Source organism: Rhodococcus sp. NPDC055024 (genome assembly GCF_053608585.1).
On the sequence record NZ_JBSGVT010000001.1, the window covers coordinates 827,093 to 841,565 of the forward strand.

The following is a 14,473-nucleotide window of genomic DNA, read 5'->3' on the forward strand; positions in this document are numbered from 1 at the left end:
TCTCACAAAGGAAGAATTGACATGCCCACACTTCAGGACAAAGTAGCGGTCGTCACCGGTTCCGGTCGCGGAATCGGACGCGCCGTGGCGCTCAAGCTGGCAGCCGAAGGAGCCAAGGTCGTCGTCAACGACCTCGACGACGCGCCCGCCAAGGAGACCGTCGAGGACATCGTCAGGGCAGGAGGGCAGGCCGTCGCTTGCGTCGGCTCGGTCACCGCGCCCGACTTCGCTCAGCGCTTCGTCGACACCGCAGTCGAGAACTTCGGCGGCATCGACATCATCGTCAACAACGCCGGCTACATCATGGACAACGTCATCCAGCGGATGACGGACGAGCAGTGGGACAGCGTCCTCGAGATGCACCTGACCGCGCCGTTCAAGATCCTGCGGGCGGCCGCCCCGTACATCAAGTCGAACCCGACCGAGTACCACCGCAAGGTCGTCAACGTCTCGTCGGTCTCGGGCGTCTACGGCAACCCAGGCCAGGTCAATTACGCTGCCGCGAAGGCCGGCGTCATCGGTTTGACCAAGACCCTCGCCAAGGAGTGGGGCCGCTACCGGGTCAACGTCAACGCTGTTGCCTTCGGCTTCATCCTGACCCGGATGACCGAAGCTGTTGCGAGCGAGGACACCGTTGTCGAGATCGAGGGCCGCAAGATGAGGGTCGGTGTCAGCCAGGCCGCAATGGACAGTGTGCAGAAGACCAGCCCGCTCGGACGCCCGGGTACGCCCGAAGAAGCAGCAGGGGCGATCTACGCATTGTGCCTGCAGGAGATGAACTACGTCTCTGGTCAGTGCGTCACCGTTGATGCGGGTGCCCGATGATGCGTGACGCCGTTATCGTCGAGGCTGTTCGGACTCCGGTCGGGAAGCGCAAAGGTTCACTCTCCCAATTGCATTCGGCAGATCTCTCTGCCATCGTCCTCAACGCGCTCATTGAGCGCACGGGCCTCGACCCCGCGCTTGTGGACGACGTGGTTTGGGGCTGCGCCATCCCCATCGGCATGCAGAGCGGTGGCATCGGCCGAGCGTCGGTGCTCGCCGCGGGCTGGCCCGAGTCCGTCCCGGCTGTAACGGTCGAGCGCCAGTGCGGTTCGTCTCAGCAGGCGGTGCACCAGGCCGCTGCGGGTGTCATCTCGGGGCAGTACGACATCGCCGTGGCCGGTGGTGTGGAGATCATGAGCGCCGTTCCGGCGCAGGCGGCGCTCGGCGACGGTTCGTGTGGAGAACCATTTGGTCCTTCGGTGTTGCAGCGTTACAACGGAATGCGCTTCCATCAAGGTGTGGGCGCACAGATGATCGCCGACGAGTACGGCCTCACCCGCACGGACCTCGACCAGCATGCGCTCGATTCTCACGCGCGTGCCGCGCAAGCGATCGACGAGGGGCGATTCAAGAACCAGATCGTGCCCGTCGAGGTCGTCGAAGAGGACGGCGCAACAAGACTTTTCGACACGGACGAGGGCATCCGTCGCGGCTCCACGATCGAGGGGCTCGGTGCACTCAAACCGGCCTTCGGGGGCGACGGAACCATCACTGCCGGCAACGCCTCGCAGATCTCCGACGGTTCGGCCGCACTGCTCGTCACGACCAGTGAGATCGCACAGAAGAAGGGCTGGCGCCCACTGGCGCGTATCCATACTGCTGTGGTCGCGGGTACCGACCCGGTCACCATGCTCAAGGGCCCGATCCCCGCGACCGCCAAGGCGCTGGCCAAGGCGGGTCTGGACATCGACGACATCGGAGTCTTCGAGATCAACGAGGCTTTCGCACCGGTAAGCCTCGCGTGGCTGCGCGAGACCGGCGCGTCGTACGAGCGGATGAATCCGAACGGCGGTGCGATGGCGATCGGTCACCCGATCGGCGGTTCCGGCGCCCGACTGATGACAACAATGGTCCACCACATGGTCGACCACGCCATTCGATACGGGCTCCAGTCGATGTGTGAGGGCGGCGGGATGGCCAACGCCACGATCCTCGAACGCCTCTGACCCCCGAAGAAACCGAGCAGGAGTAAAAGCTATGGACGAGCTGCAGAAATACGCGTTCGACAACCTCGCCACCACCCGTCGCGGTGCGGTCCTCGAGGTCCGCATCGACCGCCCCGACGACTTCAATGCGATCAATCACGCCACGCATCGTGACTTCATCCGACTGTGGCGCGAGCTGCGCCGCGACACCTCGGTGCGGGCCGTCGTGCTGACCGGAAATGGCAAGGCTTTCTCGGCCGGCGGCAACCTGAAGGGTCCGCGGATGTCGGCGGGTCAGGAGCTCGACGACTTCTTCCGCGACGCGCGGTCGATCATCGTCGACCTGCTCGAGGTGCCGCAGCCGATCATCGCCGCCATCAACGGCCCCGCAATCGGTTTGGGTGCGACGATTGCCTTGCTCTGCGACGTCACTTACGCCTCGCGCACCGCCATTATCGCTGACCCCCACGTCAACGTGGGTGTCGTCGCCGGTGACGGCGGCGCGATCGTCTGGCCCTGGCTGGTCGGCATGGCCCGGACCAAGGAGTATTTCTTCACCGGCGACAAGATCGACGCGACGGAGGCTGAACGCATCGGCTTGATCAACCACGTCGTCGAACCCGACGAGCTGCTCGACGCCGCGCACACGTTGGCCCAGCGGCTGGCCGGTGGGCACACTCGGGCCATTCAGGGAACCAAGCAGGTCCTCAACGCGATCCTGCGCGATACCGCCAATACGGTCCTCGACTTGGCACTGTCTGTGGAGAAGGAGTGTTTCGCCTCGGGCGACCATGCCGTAGCGGTCGAGCAGTTCTTTGCCCAGCGAGCGATGGAAAATCAGAACGCTTGAACTGCAAAAGGTTTCGTTGTCTGCCGCCGAATTTCGAGTGGCCTTGACGTACCCCGGGATCCGGCCGTGCTCCTACGGTCGGATCCAGATCGGGTTGCAATGGCATCACAGACAAACGTATTTCGGCAGCATCACGTGCCGCCGACCACCTTAGATCTGACTCCTCTCAGACCAGCAGGTTGGCGGTGTCGAACTTCTCTTCGATGCCGAGGACGGCGTGCCCGAGCCGCCGAAGAGGTTGGCGCTGCTCGGTTTTCCGCAAGGGAAGGTGATGTCGCATGGAGTCGATCACGCGCTGCGCCGACCGGACCAGTGCTTCTGTGTCGGCCTGGCTCAAGTCTTGCCGGCTGGCTGCGAGCAATACTGCCCACTCGTTGATGTAATCCTGCTGCGCCCGCCGGATCGGGGTGCGCTCCTCTGCAGGGACGTTGACGATCCCGGTTGTCAACGCCACGAGTGCGTCACCTTGAGCGACATTGATCCGGACGAATGACGCGAGCGCCAACTCGAGTGCCTCGGCGGGGTCGTCAGTACTCGACAGCACCGCTGCCAGGTCGAAATTCAGCGCTTCGAGACAACGCAGGATAATGTGCGAGAGTATCGCCGACTTGCCCGGAAAGTGGTGGTAGAGAGTCGGTCCCGAAATGCCGGCCGCAGCGCCGATATCGTCCATGCCGACTGCCTGGAAGCCGCGTTCGGCGAATAGGTGAACGGCAGCAGCCAATGCGGCCTCACGCCGGGATGCGAAGCTCAGCTCGCTGGACGGCGGTGGAGGCAGCGGTGCCGGTGCCGCGGGCAGCAGTCGGGGCATCTCGGTTACCGCGGTGGCGGCGGCGACCATGAGCTGTCGACCTCGCTCGCGGTCGACCTTTGCGCGCTCGAAAGCTCGGGCACTGTTCATCACTGCATGGACGGCCCACGTCAGTGCGTCGGCGTCGGATTCGGTCAGATCGGGGCGCGCCTCGACGAGCGCGGTTCTCAACGGCTCCAGCGCTGCGAGATGGCGTTCGGTGAGCTTCGACTGTATCGCCGGCTCGAGGAAGGGGCTGGTGCGTTCCCACAGGGTATTGACACGGCCCGGACGCAAGAGGGCCTTCGCGGCCTCGTCGAGGATCGCGGGTAACTCCGTTGCGCTCGTGTAGATCCGTTCGATCTGTTCGATTTCGAGTTCGATCGCGGCCGTCAGCAGGTCGGCCTTGCTGCGGAAGTGGCGATAGAGGGCTGGACCGGTGATACCCACCTCGGCGGCAATATCTGCTACCGAGGTGTCGTGGAAGCCCTTTCTTTCGAACTGTTGCGCGGCGGCCGTTACGATCAGTTGTTTGCGATTGCGCGGGCGGCGCTGAGGAGACCCCTCGGACATTTAATGGCCCTCTCGTGGCGGAACGCCGATCGGCGTAGCGCAGATGTTAGCAGGCGTTCGAATTTCTCGACGTGATTCTCGACCTGCTCGGAACTCGTTCACGAATCGATCGAAGGCAGCACTCATTTTCGTAAAGTAAATGACTTCGTCATTTTTGAGAAAACTGAGCTCTCCTCAAAAAATGCTCATATGCACTGTTGACGTGGGGGACTCTAGGTGCAATGTTATTAATGACTCGGGTCGCGTACGAATTCGAGTTCTGGCGTCGCGGAGCGTAGGCCCGCCGCAACTTAGGAGCCCTCATGTCGCAAATCACTGCCGACGAGCAGTCGATGCATCGCAAGGACGACGTGCCGCCCGGCGCGCCGGTACCCGCGCCGGTGAAGGACCGGCGAACGCGAACCGCGCGGAGATCGACGCTGTTGATCCGCGGAGCGCAACTTGCGCTCGTGGTCGTCTGGCTCGGCGCGTGGGACCTGACCGCGCGCTACCAGTGGATCACTCCGATTCTGGCCAAGTCGCCGAAGCAGTCATGGGACTACTTCGTCGCGGCCGTGAAAAACGGGGAACTCTGGTCCAACGGCCAGGCCACGATGCTTGCCGTCGTGATCGCCTGGGTCGTTGCCAGCAGCGTCGGCGTTGTCGCTGGTATCACTCTTGGCCTCCTGCCGACCTTCGAGCGCATTCTCGCGCCGTTCCTCGACGCGGCCAACGCAATGCCCCGAATCGCTCTCGCGCCGTTCTTCATCGTTGCCTTCGGCATCGGCACAGAAGCCAAAGTGGCACTGGCCAGCACGCTCGTGTTCTTCATCGTGTTGTCAGCGTCACGGGCCGGAGTCCGGTCGGCCGACTCCGAATGGCTACGCCTGTCGGCAGTTCTCGGCGCGAAGAAGCACCACCTGTTCTGGAAGGTCATGCTGCCGGTAGCGACTCCCGCGATCATCGCCTCGCTCCGACTCGGTCTGATCTACGCATTGCTCGGTGTCGTCGGATCCGAGTTGATCGCCGCCGAAAACGGCCTCGGCCAGCTGATCGCCAAGTACTCGTCCCTGTTCCAGCTCGAGGCGGTCTACGCGATCCTGATCTTGCTCGCCGTCATCGCCGTCGCTCTGAACCAGGTCATGGGATCCATCGAGAGGCGTCTCCTCCGCTGGCAGCCCCCGGTCGACCACTGATCCCAAGGAGACAACCGCCATGAACAGCACCACCGTCAGAGCCGCTACCGAGAAGGTCGAGCGCGGCGACACGATGATCCGCCTGCACCAAGCCCGAGTTACCTTCGACAAGCCCGAGGGCGGTACCCGCACGGTGCTGCACGACATCGACCTCGACATCGCGGCCGGACAGTTCGTCGCCCTGGTCGGGCGCAGCGGCTGCGGCAAGACCACCCTGCTGAATATGATCGCTGCGCTGGTAGAACCGTCGTCCGGCTCGATCGAGGTCCATGGCACCACTCCCAGAGAGGCCCGCCGTCATCTGGGTTTCATGCTCGCCCGAGACGCGCTGCTCCCATGGCGTTCCGCGCAGGGCAATGTCGAGTACGGGCTGGAACTACGCGGCATCGACCGCACCACCCGGCGCAAGGTTGCCCGTGACTGGCTGGGGCGCGTACACCTCGGTGGCTCCGAACGGCTGTGGCCGTGGCAGCTGTCCCAAGGCATGCGCCAGCGGGTCGCTCTCGCCCGCACATGGGCCCTCGATCCTGACGTTCTGCTGATGGACGAGCCCTTCGCAGCTCTCGATGCCCGAACTCGGATCTCGGTTCAGCAGGAGTTCCTCGAGTTGTGGCAGTCGGGACCCCAACGCACGGTCGTCTTCGTCACCCACGATCTGGGTGAGGCAATCGCACTCGCGGACCGCGTCGTCCTCCTGGGCGAGGGCAAGATCCTCGACGATGTCGAGGTTTGTATCGAACGACCTCGTGATCTGGAGAGTGTGGCCGCCCACCCGCGTTACCAAGAACTGTACGAGCGATTCCGAGCATCCCTTTGAATTTTCGGTCCCTTCGAATCCAGGAGATCCAGGCGTGATGAAAACCAAGATTCTGTCCCTCTGCGGCGCGCTTGCGCTGCTTGCGGGAGCCGTTGCGTGCGGCTCGTCCGACGCTGACAGCGGCAATTCCAACAAGATCAATGTCGGCTCGTTCCCCGGCACCATTTACACCTACCCACTCGGTGTCGCCGAGACGAAGGGCTTCTTCACCAACGAGGGCCTGGATGTGACACTGATCGACGGCAAGTCCGGCCCCGAGATTCTGTCAGCGATGATCGGCGGCAGCACCCAGATCACCTTCGGGCAACCAGGCGTCATCGTTCCCGCCGGAGCCCAGGGCCAGGAACTCAAAGTGCTCGGCCCCTACTCGCGCGGCAGGGTCGTCATGGTGGCGACCGAGGAATCCGGCATCACCTCGCTCGACCAACTCCCGGGCAAGAGGTTTGCGGTCCCGCAGCGCGGCGATTCCAACGAACAGCGAACCCTGAACGTACTCGACGAGTTCGGTATCGACGGCACGGCGATCACCTTCATCGGCACCGGTTCGCCGGCCACGACGGCTGCCGCTATCGCGAACGGTCAGGCCGACGCGAGTGTCCTCGGCCTGACGACGTACGAGTCGCTACTTGCCAAAGGCACCAAGCTTCGCATCATCGCCGGTTCCACCGAGGGCACGATGGGTGAACGAGGCAAGAATGACGTGACCGGCATGTTCGCCACCACGAAGCAATTCTGGGACAAGAATCCCGACGCTGTCGGCAAGTTCTGCCGAGCGATGAGATCCTCGATCGAGTGGATTGCAGACGACGCCAACTCCGATGAGGCCACCAAGATTCTCGTCGAGTGGACCGGTCTGTCCGAGGACACCGCCCGCGGCGTTTGGGAGAGCGAGCGCAATACCTTCAGCATGGATCTGAGCGAGCAACTTTGGGACGCCAATGTTTCCTACGTCGATCCGAATATCGACCCGAAGTACAACGCTATTGTCACCAACGGATGCCCTTCGAGCTAACCAACGCGAACAGGGGCGATTATCCCGTCCGTGACAGGCCTGTTCGGACTCGACGACTTCAACCGTCCTTCGAACCCCCAAACAGGTCATCGCATCTGATCGAAGTTCAGGTGGCGGCCGGATCAGCCCTTGACGAAGCTCTCGACTGAGTTGCCAGTGCGCTACGTTGCCAGCATGGACGTGCGGCAAATGGAGTATTTTCTTGCGGTTGTCGACAACGGCGGCATCAACCGTGCCGCATCGGCGCTCCATGTGGCTCAGCCGTCGTTGTCCCAGTCGATTCGCAAGCTCGAGAGTGAACTGAAAACGGAGTTGTTTCACCGCGTCGGCCGGGGTCTCGTACTCGCCCCGGCCGGCGAGGCGTTGGTCGGCCCGGCGCGCAGAGTACTGCGCGAAATGGACGCGGCACAGGTCGCTGTTCGTGAGGTTCGGGCGCTCGAGCGAGGCCGCATAGACATCGCAGCTCTATCCGACATGTCCACCGATCCACTGTCGGTCTGGGTTGCGCGCTTTCGGGTGAAATACCCCAACATTCGTATGCGCATCGAGGAGCGTGACGACCTCGCCGGGGTGCTCGAGTTGGTGAAGTCCGGCGCCTGCGAACTTGGCGTGACCATGTTGCCGCTTCCCCGAGAGGAGTTTGCGAGCGCAGACGCCGTCCGTCAACGATTTGTTCTCGTACTACCGCCGGGTACTGGTGACGATTTGCCCGACCCCGTCCCCCTCGAGATGCTCGACCGTATCCCTTTGGTCATGGGTGGACGTAACACCGCCAATCGGGATTACGTCGAGAGAATGCTTCGCGAGAGTGGTGTCGAACCTTATGTTGCCGTCGAGGTACCTCAGCGCGGCGCTGTGGTTCCGATGGTTCTCTCCGGTGGTGGTGCAGCGATCCTCTCGATGCGCGTCGCGGTTGAGGCAATGCAGCGCGGTGCAGAGGTCAAAGATCTGACTCCATCTCTCAGCCGCGACATCGGGTTCGTACACCGCGTCGGTCGAACCACCGAAACTGCTACGGCATTTCTGGACTACTCGAACCTCCTGGTCGGACAGTGGGACCGAGCTGTGGACCGACAAATGGCCCTAGGACATTCACGGATAGAAGCAACCTCGACGATCGTCGCGGCAATGGAGCGCCGCAATGTGGCGGCGTTTCGCAACGAATCCCCGGTCGAGCGGGTTCCCGACGATCTTCTGCCGCCCGACCTATAGGCAATTGCAGTCGATGCAGCCCGAATTGCGTCTTTGACGCTGTCGATATCTCGTCGTTTGATGTGATGAATGCCGTTGCGAACAAGGATCTTCGGTGGCTCACAATCACGAAAGGCAATCGATGACAAACAGGGGTGCACGCTCGGTCGTCTCATGTTCGATCGAGAACGGTATCGCGACAGTCACACTCAGCAATCCTGAACGTCGAAACGCGCTTTCGCTGCAAATGTTCGGCGAATTGTCCGAGACGCTCTGCGAGTTGGAAAAGTCGGTCGATGTGCGCGTTGTGGTTCTCACCGGTGAAGGCTCGACGTTTTGCGTCGGTGCCGATTTGGCCGCTGAGCCTCGACTACGTTCCCTACAAGGGGATTCCGTCGAAGGGGACACCTCACGCCTGCGAGCCTCCACACGCGTTGCGGAGCAGTTGTATGAATTTCCGCGCCCGACGATCGCGGCGATCAATGGTCCGTGCGCCGGCGCCGGGCTTTCCCTGGCTGCAGCCGCCGACTTCCGTATCGCTTCGGACACAGCGGTCTTCAATACCGCATTTCTTTCTGCGGGATTGTCCGGCGATCTATGCGGTATCTGGTTTCTGATGCGAATGCTCGGTGGTGCAAGAGCGCGTGAGCTCTTCTTGACGCCGTCCAAGTTCGATGCGCAGTCTGCCTACAGGCTGGGATTGGTGAACTCGGTCGTGTTCTCCGACGAACTTGACGCAGCAGTCCGGCAGCTCGCTGATCGGCTGGCTGCATCTGCTCCGGTCGCGCTCCGGGCGATGAAGCAGAATCTCATTGCAGCCCAGACGATGTCATTGAGCGAGTACGCGGGTGCCGAGGTGGCCGCAATGGTCCGATCGTTTCACACCGAGGATGCGCGTGAGGCAGCGTGTGCATTCCTCGAGAAGCGTGCCCCCGTCTTCATGGGTCGATGAATCCAGCACACTGACCACTTACACACTCGTTCAGGAGAATTCATGTACAGGGATGTCTACACTGCCGATCACGACGCGTTCCGAGAGACTGTCGGACAGTTCATCGACAAGGAAATTGTTCCCAACATCCGAGAGTGGGAATCCGCCGGGGTGGTTCCGCGGGAGTTGTATCGCAAAACAGCGGAACTGGGCATCAACGGGCTGCAGATTGCCGAAGAATACGGCGGCGGCGGTGTCCAGGGATTCCGTTTCAACGCGGTAGTGCTCGAGGAAACCGGTTATGCTGCTGCGACAGTCGGCGGATTGCAGGTCCACCTCAACACCGTACTTCCCTATTTTCTCGAGTATGCGAATGACGAGCAGAAGGCGCGGTGGTTTCCGGGTTTCGCCAATGGTGATCTGGTGACTGCGATCGCGATGACCGAGCCCGGAACGGGTTCGGACCTCGCTGGGATGTCAACCACTGCTGTGCGCGACGGCGACGACTACGTGCTCAACGGTGCCAAGACATTCATCACCGGTGGAATCAATGCCGATCTGGTCATTGTCGCAGCGCGGACAGAGAAGTCGAGTAGTAACCGACGGAAGGGCCTGTCACTCTTGGTGGTCGAGGCCGGTATGGCAGGCTTTCTACGCGGCAGAAACCTCGACAAGATGGGCCTCAAAGCCCAGGACACCGCGGAACTCGTGTTCGACAACGTCCGGGTTCCTGCCGCGAACCTGTTGGGTGTCGAGGGCGACGCATTCACCATGCTGACTGCGAACTTGCCACAGGAAAGACTCACCGTTGCGATCGCCGCTCAGGCAACTGCCACCGCGGCTTTGAAATTGGCGATTGATTACGTCAAGGACCGCAGGGTTTTCGGGCAACGAGTTGCAGATTTCCAGAACACCAAGTTCGTTCTCGCCGATTGTGCTACGGACCTCGAGGCAGCGCAGGCGCTCGTCGACCGAGCGCTCGTTGCACTGGACGACGGACGACTTTCGGTTTCCGACGCAGCCAAGGTAAAGCTTTTCTGCACGGAGAATCAGGCCCGCATCATCGACAAGTGTTTGCAGTTGCACGGTGGATACGGATACATGAGCGAATATCCGATCGCCCGCCTTTATACCGACGCCAGGGTGTCCCGGATCTTCGGCGGTACCAGCGAGGTGATGCGAAGCATCATCTCGAAGTCGTTGAATCTTTAAGACATATGGTGGCCGATGTTGCCGGGTAGGCAGTTGCCGACGAACTGAAACGGAGTGGTGGGCGGCGGCGCCGATCTTGGTCGTGGCGTCGTTGGTGTTCAATGCCTTTCGCGGCGGCGTCAAAATGGGCGCGCACCCGAGTTCTTGCCGACGTATTCCCGATCGTGACCCCTCTCGCTCGACGGACCCGCTGCGGGAAGTCAGAGCGCACTGGGCAGGCGCAGCGACAATTAACGTCTTTGTCGGTAATCCCGCCGTTCTCGTGGTGCGAGATCCGCTCGAGTAGTCCGGGACACCGCTGCCATCCGGCGGGGGAGTGTCCGGGTACTGAACCGACCTATCGGTGAATCTGTTTGCCGAGCAGACATATTCAGAGAATCTACACCCCGATCAAGAAGTAAGCTCTCGCCAGATAGACCAGGGTAAGTCCTGCCAAGACCCACGCCATGTAAGGACGGATGTAGAGGCGCCGCAGTCGGTGCATTCGCAGTGAGGTTCGCAAGAACGCGCCCACGGTCCCGAGCAACAACATGAGGCTCGGGACGAAGACCGCCAGTCGGCGATCTTTCGGCGAGCACAGCAAGGTATCGGTGGCGATGCATTCGCCTCGTCGGGAGCCCAGCCACACGATCGCGAGAACCAACACCGCGCTGGCCAGAACGACGGACAGGCCGTAGGTCAGGGTTCGCCTGTTGATCTTTCGCTCTCGACGCTGAATTACATCTGATGCGTCAGAACTGTCGGTCATCACACCCCCTCCTGAACATCGCACCTCACTTAGCGGATCGACGGTGGCAGAGGGCGTACATAGATACCGGCGCCCAGAACGTCTCGAGGATGAACACGAAAAGGAGTGGGCCGGTTATCGCCCGGGTGAGAACGTTCGTACCGCATGTGCAAGGGTTCATCCTGTCTTCATGGTGACATGCCGCCACCTCAGGACCAGTCACATACCCATTGGCCGACGTTTCAAACGTAGGTTGCTCGCTTTCCCGTACTTTGCTTGTAGGTGAATTGCAGAAGTAGAGACTGGAGGACGAAGTGGCCCAAACAACGGTTGCCGCAGTGATGGACGAGTTGGCTGCGCTCGAAGATCCGAAGGCGCGTGCGGTGAACGAGAAGCACGGCGACGATCACGGCGTGAATCTCACAAAGCTGCGCGCTGTTGCGAAGCGATTGAAGACTCAGCAGGAACTCGCACAACAGCTTTGGGCGACAGGCGACACCGCGGCCAGGTTGCTGGCCATTTTGATCTGTCGCCCGAAGGCGTTCGAGCGTGACCAGTTGGACGTCATGTTGCGTGAGGCTCGTATTCCCAAGGTGCATGACTGGCTCGTCAACTATGTCGTGAAGAAGAACCCGCACGCCGAGGAGTTACGGGTGGCCTGGACCGCTGACCCGGATCCCGTGGTCGCGAGCGCCGGGTGGGCTCTGACTACCGAACGTGTTGCGAAGAAGACTGAGGGCCTTGATCTTTCAGGACTGCTCGACGTCATCGAGGCGGAGATGAAGGACGCCCCTGATCGCCTGCAATGGGCGATGAATCACTGCCTGGCCCAAATAGGGATCGAACATGCCGAGTACCGCGCCAGGGCAATCGACATCGGTGAGCGGCTGCGAGTGCTCGAGGATTACCCGACGCCCCCGAACTGCACCTCGCCGTTTGCGCCCATCTGGATCTCGGAAATGGTGCGACGACAGGCCGCCGAGTAGAGAGGTCAGCTCTTCCCGCGGCGGCCCGGTGACGGCAAGCGTCAGTTACGCGATTATCGGCGTTCGGAAGCTATCGGGTCGCAAAAGTGTTCGGCGTGTTGTCCCTTCCTGTGGCTACCTCGACCGTGAAGCCTTCATTTCGAGGATCGTTTCGCGGAAAGCGATGTGCCACTACGGAGCCGAGAATCTCCCCTGCACGGACGGCCACGTTCGACAGAAGTGACGCAGTCAAACCGTGTGTCTTTTCGGTGCCGCCTTGCAGGTAAATGCCGGCCCGGACTTCCGGTTTCGTGGTGAGGCGGTAATCCCGCGCCACTTCCGTCGCCGAATCACCCACGGGTGCGAGGTCACCGAGGATCTCTCGCAGCGGCATCGGCGTGAACCCGGTTGCGAGCACGACAGCGTCGCAGGAAAGCGTGTCGGTGACGCCGTCGAGAGTGCTGCGGACGCTGACGTCGATACCGTCCTGGCCTTCGATCACGTTCGTGATGTACGACGCCTTGCGCATGAACAAGCGCCGTTTGCCGCGGACAATCTCCTGGTACTCGGTCGTGTAGAGCTCGTTGATCAGCTCGATGTCGACTACGGAGTAGTTGGTTCCCTTGTGAAGGGAGAGTAGGCGCTCCCGTTGTTCCGGTGTCGTGGCATGCAATTCGTCGACGGTCGAGGGGTCGAAAATCCGGTTGGCGTACGGGCTGTCGTCGGCGGGGCTGTAGCCGTAGCGAGAGAAGACGCTGTGCACCTCGGCATTCGGATAGTGCCGGTGCAGGTACTGCACTACCTCTGCGGCGCTCTGTCCGGCTCCGAGCACGACGAAACGCTGATGGCGCAGTTCGGGAAGGTTCTGGAGGTGGAACAGGAACTGGTGATTGTGGAAGCACCGGGGTGACGGGGCTGCCCATTCAGGCAGCCGCGCACGCAGACCCGCACCGACCACGACGTTGCGTGTCCGCAGGATCTCACCCGCGGACGTCTCGACGCTGAACTCGTCGACGGTGCCGCTGGAGGATCTGGATCCGGTGATCCCAGTCACAGTGGCGCCGTATTGGACGTCGGCGTCGACTCGATCGGCCGCCCACCGGAGGTAGTCGTCGAACTCGTGGCGAGTGGGGAAAAAGGTTTGGTGATTGACGAAGTCCACAAGTCGACCCTTGTCGAACAGGTAGGTGAAGAAACTGTAGGAACTCCTGGGGTTCCGAAATGTCACCAGATCCTTCGGGAACGCGATCTGCATCGTTGCTCCGTCGAGGAGCATGCCTGGATGCCAGGCAAAGGCGAGTTGTCGTTCGACGAAGCGGGCGCTGATGCGATCGGCGGGGATACACGTCGCGTTGTGCTCCTCGATCGCAATCGCCAGAGCCAGGTTCGAAGGTCCGAAGCCCACCCCGACGATGTCGAGTGCGCCTGGTGTCGAATCTTCTTTCGCCCGAGTCGAAGTCATGGCATCAGTCCATCCTCGCCGTTGGCGGCGGTACGAATATGTCGTCGGCCCGGTCTCGGCCAAGTAGTAGTGCAGCCTAACCTGATTCTGCGTTGCGGTGGGGTCCGCGTGCTTCGTCCGGTCCGCGTTCCGGAGTCTCGGACGTTTGTCCATGACGGTTTCACGAAAGGCCCTGTGCAGCACGGATTGTCTCTGGCCCTGGGGGTTCGCCGGTGGGCCCGGCAGATCGCACCGCACCGGTCCCCTTTGGTGGAATTGCTACAACCCACCGATTGCTTGGGATAGGCTACCCTTCTGAACGTGAATCGAATCATGCTCTCAGGGAAGATCCACCGTGCAACCGTCACACAGGCCGATCTGCACTACGTCGGATCGGTCACGATCGACGTAGATCTCATGGAGGCGGCCGATCTACTCGAGGGGGAACAGGTCCACATAGTCGACATCGACAACGGCGCGCGGCTGGAGACCTATGCGATCGCCGGCGCACGCGGTTCTGGCGTAATCGGCATCAATGGCGCTGCTGCGCACCTTATTTCACCAGGTGACTTGGTGATCATCATGTCCTACCGACACCTCGACGATCGCGAGTTGGCCGATTTCGTGCCCCGAGTAGTGCACGTCGACTCGGCGAACACGATCGTCGAGCTGGGATCCGACCCAGCTGAGCCGGTTCCCGGCGCCCAGGACCAGTACGCCAGTCGCTGACAGCCGGGTCGCTGAATCTTTCACGCGGGGTTCGGAATCAAGTCATTTTCTTTACATTTTCATGGGGATTACGAGGGATCGAAGGGTTGG

General features: G+C 61.5%; 14 protein-coding genes. 11 read left to right on the top strand and 3 right to left on the bottom strand.

Translation table 11 applies throughout. The annotated features are described in order from the left end of the window. Window positions 1–21 precede the first annotated feature (21 nt). The 3 genes from ACWF6P_RS03800 to ACWF6P_RS03810 are packed head-to-tail and all read left to right on the top strand — an operon-like array spanning window position 22 to window position 2,820. Entirely contained in the window at window positions 22–825 is an 804-nt protein-coding gene (locus ACWF6P_RS03800; RefSeq protein WP_228401825.1) for an SDR family NAD(P)-dependent oxidoreductase, read from the top strand. Beyond that, a complete protein-coding gene (locus tag ACWF6P_RS03805; RefSeq protein ID WP_452620026.1) occupies window positions 825–1,991 on the top strand; it encodes a thiolase family protein in 1,167 nt (388 codons plus the stop codon). Before ACWF6P_RS03800 ends, ACWF6P_RS03805 begins: the two co-directional genes overlap by 1 nt. Window positions 1,992–2,022: 31 nt before the next feature. Beyond that, a complete protein-coding gene (locus tag ACWF6P_RS03810; RefSeq protein ID WP_378627471.1) occupies window positions 2,023–2,820 on the top strand; it encodes an enoyl-CoA hydratase/isomerase family protein in 798 nt (265 codons plus the stop codon). A 166-nt stretch (window positions 2,821–2,986) separates the two neighbouring features. Here the strand turns inward: ACWF6P_RS03810 and ACWF6P_RS03815 are convergent, their stop codons facing one another. Continuing rightward, window positions 2,987–4,183: a TetR/AcrR family transcriptional regulator gene (locus ACWF6P_RS03815; RefSeq protein WP_378627474.1), complete on the bottom strand. Its 1,197-nt coding sequence runs from the start codon at window positions 4,181–4,183 to the stop codon at window positions 2,987–2,989. A 302-nt stretch (window positions 4,184–4,485) separates the two neighbouring features. On the opposite strand from ACWF6P_RS03815, the gene ACWF6P_RS03820 reads away from it, so the two are divergent. The 6 genes from ACWF6P_RS03820 (at window position 4,486) to ACWF6P_RS03845 (ending at window position 10,521) form a co-directional block, all read left to right on the top strand. Then, window positions 4,486–5,358, top strand: a complete 873-nt coding sequence (locus ACWF6P_RS03820) for an ABC transporter permease (RefSeq protein ID WP_452620027.1) — start codon at window positions 4,486–4,488, stop codon at window positions 5,356–5,358. A 19-nt stretch (window positions 5,359–5,377) separates the two neighbouring features. Beyond that, on the top strand, window positions 5,378–6,175 hold the full coding sequence (locus ACWF6P_RS03825; protein ID WP_378627500.1) for an ABC transporter ATP-binding protein: 798 nt from the start codon (window positions 5,378–5,380) through the stop codon (window positions 6,173–6,175). A gap of 37 nt (window positions 6,176–6,212) precedes the next feature. Then, a complete protein-coding gene (locus tag ACWF6P_RS03830; protein ID WP_452620028.1) occupies window positions 6,213–7,187 on the top strand; it encodes an ABC transporter substrate-binding protein in 975 nt (324 codons plus the stop codon). A 174-nt stretch (window positions 7,188–7,361) separates the two neighbouring features. Then, window positions 7,362–8,399, top strand: a complete 1,038-nt coding sequence (locus ACWF6P_RS03835) for a LysR family transcriptional regulator (protein ID WP_378627505.1) — start codon at window positions 7,362–7,364, stop codon at window positions 8,397–8,399. A 121-nt stretch (window positions 8,400–8,520) separates the two neighbouring features. After that, on the top strand, window positions 8,521–9,330 hold the full coding sequence (locus tag ACWF6P_RS03840) for an enoyl-CoA hydratase-related protein (protein ID WP_452620029.1): 810 nt from the start codon (window positions 8,521–8,523) through the stop codon (window positions 9,328–9,330). A 42-nt stretch (window positions 9,331–9,372) separates the two neighbouring features. Next, entirely contained in the window at window positions 9,373–10,521 is a 1,149-nt protein-coding gene (locus ACWF6P_RS03845; protein ID WP_378627510.1) for an acyl-CoA dehydrogenase family protein, read from the top strand. 379 nt (window positions 10,522–10,900) lie between these two features. Here ACWF6P_RS03845 and ACWF6P_RS03850 read toward each other — a convergent pair whose 3' ends face one another. After that, window positions 10,901–11,269: a hypothetical protein gene (locus ACWF6P_RS03850; protein ID WP_452620030.1), complete on the bottom strand. Its 369-nt coding sequence runs from the start codon at window positions 11,267–11,269 to the stop codon at window positions 10,901–10,903. A gap of 293 nt (window positions 11,270–11,562) precedes the next feature. Between ACWF6P_RS03850 and ACWF6P_RS03855 the strand changes: the two genes are divergently transcribed. Next, window positions 11,563–12,234 carry a DNA alkylation repair protein gene (locus ACWF6P_RS03855; protein WP_452620031.1) on the top strand — a complete coding sequence of 224 codons (672 nt, stop codon included), beginning with the start codon at window positions 11,563–11,565 and terminating at the stop codon, window positions 12,232–12,234. A 70-nt stretch (window positions 12,235–12,304) separates the two neighbouring features. Here ACWF6P_RS03855 and ACWF6P_RS03860 read toward each other — a convergent pair whose 3' ends face one another. Continuing rightward, on the bottom strand, window positions 12,305–13,675 hold the full coding sequence (locus tag ACWF6P_RS03860; RefSeq protein WP_452620032.1) for a lysine N(6)-hydroxylase/L-ornithine N(5)-oxygenase family protein: 1,371 nt from the start codon (window positions 13,673–13,675) through the stop codon (window positions 12,305–12,307). A 312-nt stretch (window positions 13,676–13,987) separates the two neighbouring features. Between ACWF6P_RS03860 and panD the strand changes: the two genes are divergently transcribed. Beyond that, complete coding sequence (panD, locus tag ACWF6P_RS03865) at window positions 13,988–14,383, top strand: aspartate 1-decarboxylase (RefSeq protein ID WP_378532694.1); 396 nt, start codon at window positions 13,988–13,990, stop codon at window positions 14,381–14,383. Window positions 14,384–14,473: the final 90 nt, after the last annotated feature.

Coding starts and splice junctions, on each gene's coding strand:
- ACWF6P_RS03800 (WP_228401825.1), top strand. CDS start 22: ATGCCCACACTTCAGGACAAAGTAGCGGTCGTCACCGGTTCCGGTCGC.
- ACWF6P_RS03805 (WP_452620026.1), top strand. CDS start 825: ATGCGTGACGCCGTTATCGTCGAGGCTGTTCGGACTCCGGTCGGGAAG.
- ACWF6P_RS03810 (WP_378627471.1), top strand. CDS start 2,023: ATGGACGAGCTGCAGAAATACGCGTTCGACAACCTCGCCACCACCCGT.
- ACWF6P_RS03815 (WP_378627474.1), bottom strand. CDS start 4,183: ATGTCCGAGGGGTCTCCTCAGCGCCGCCCGCGCAATCGCAAACAACTG.
- ACWF6P_RS03820 (WP_452620027.1), top strand. CDS start 4,486: ATGTCGCAAATCACTGCCGACGAGCAGTCGATGCATCGCAAGGACGAC.
- ACWF6P_RS03825 (WP_378627500.1), top strand. CDS start 5,378: ATGAACAGCACCACCGTCAGAGCCGCTACCGAGAAGGTCGAGCGCGGC.
- ACWF6P_RS03830 (WP_452620028.1), top strand. CDS start 6,213: ATGAAAACCAAGATTCTGTCCCTCTGCGGCGCGCTTGCGCTGCTTGCG.
- ACWF6P_RS03835 (WP_378627505.1), top strand. CDS start 7,362: ATGGACGTGCGGCAAATGGAGTATTTTCTTGCGGTTGTCGACAACGGC.
- ACWF6P_RS03840 (WP_452620029.1), top strand. CDS start 8,521: ATGACAAACAGGGGTGCACGCTCGGTCGTCTCATGTTCGATCGAGAAC.
- ACWF6P_RS03845 (WP_378627510.1), top strand. CDS start 9,373: ATGTACAGGGATGTCTACACTGCCGATCACGACGCGTTCCGAGAGACT.
- ACWF6P_RS03850 (WP_452620030.1), bottom strand. CDS start 11,269: ATGACCGACAGTTCTGACGCATCAGATGTAATTCAGCGTCGAGAGCGA.
- ACWF6P_RS03860 (WP_452620032.1), bottom strand. CDS start 13,675: ATGACTTCGACTCGGGCGAAAGAAGATTCGACACCAGGCGCACTCGAC.
- panD (WP_378532694.1), top strand. CDS start 13,988: ATGCTCTCAGGGAAGATCCACCGTGCAACCGTCACACAGGCCGATCTG.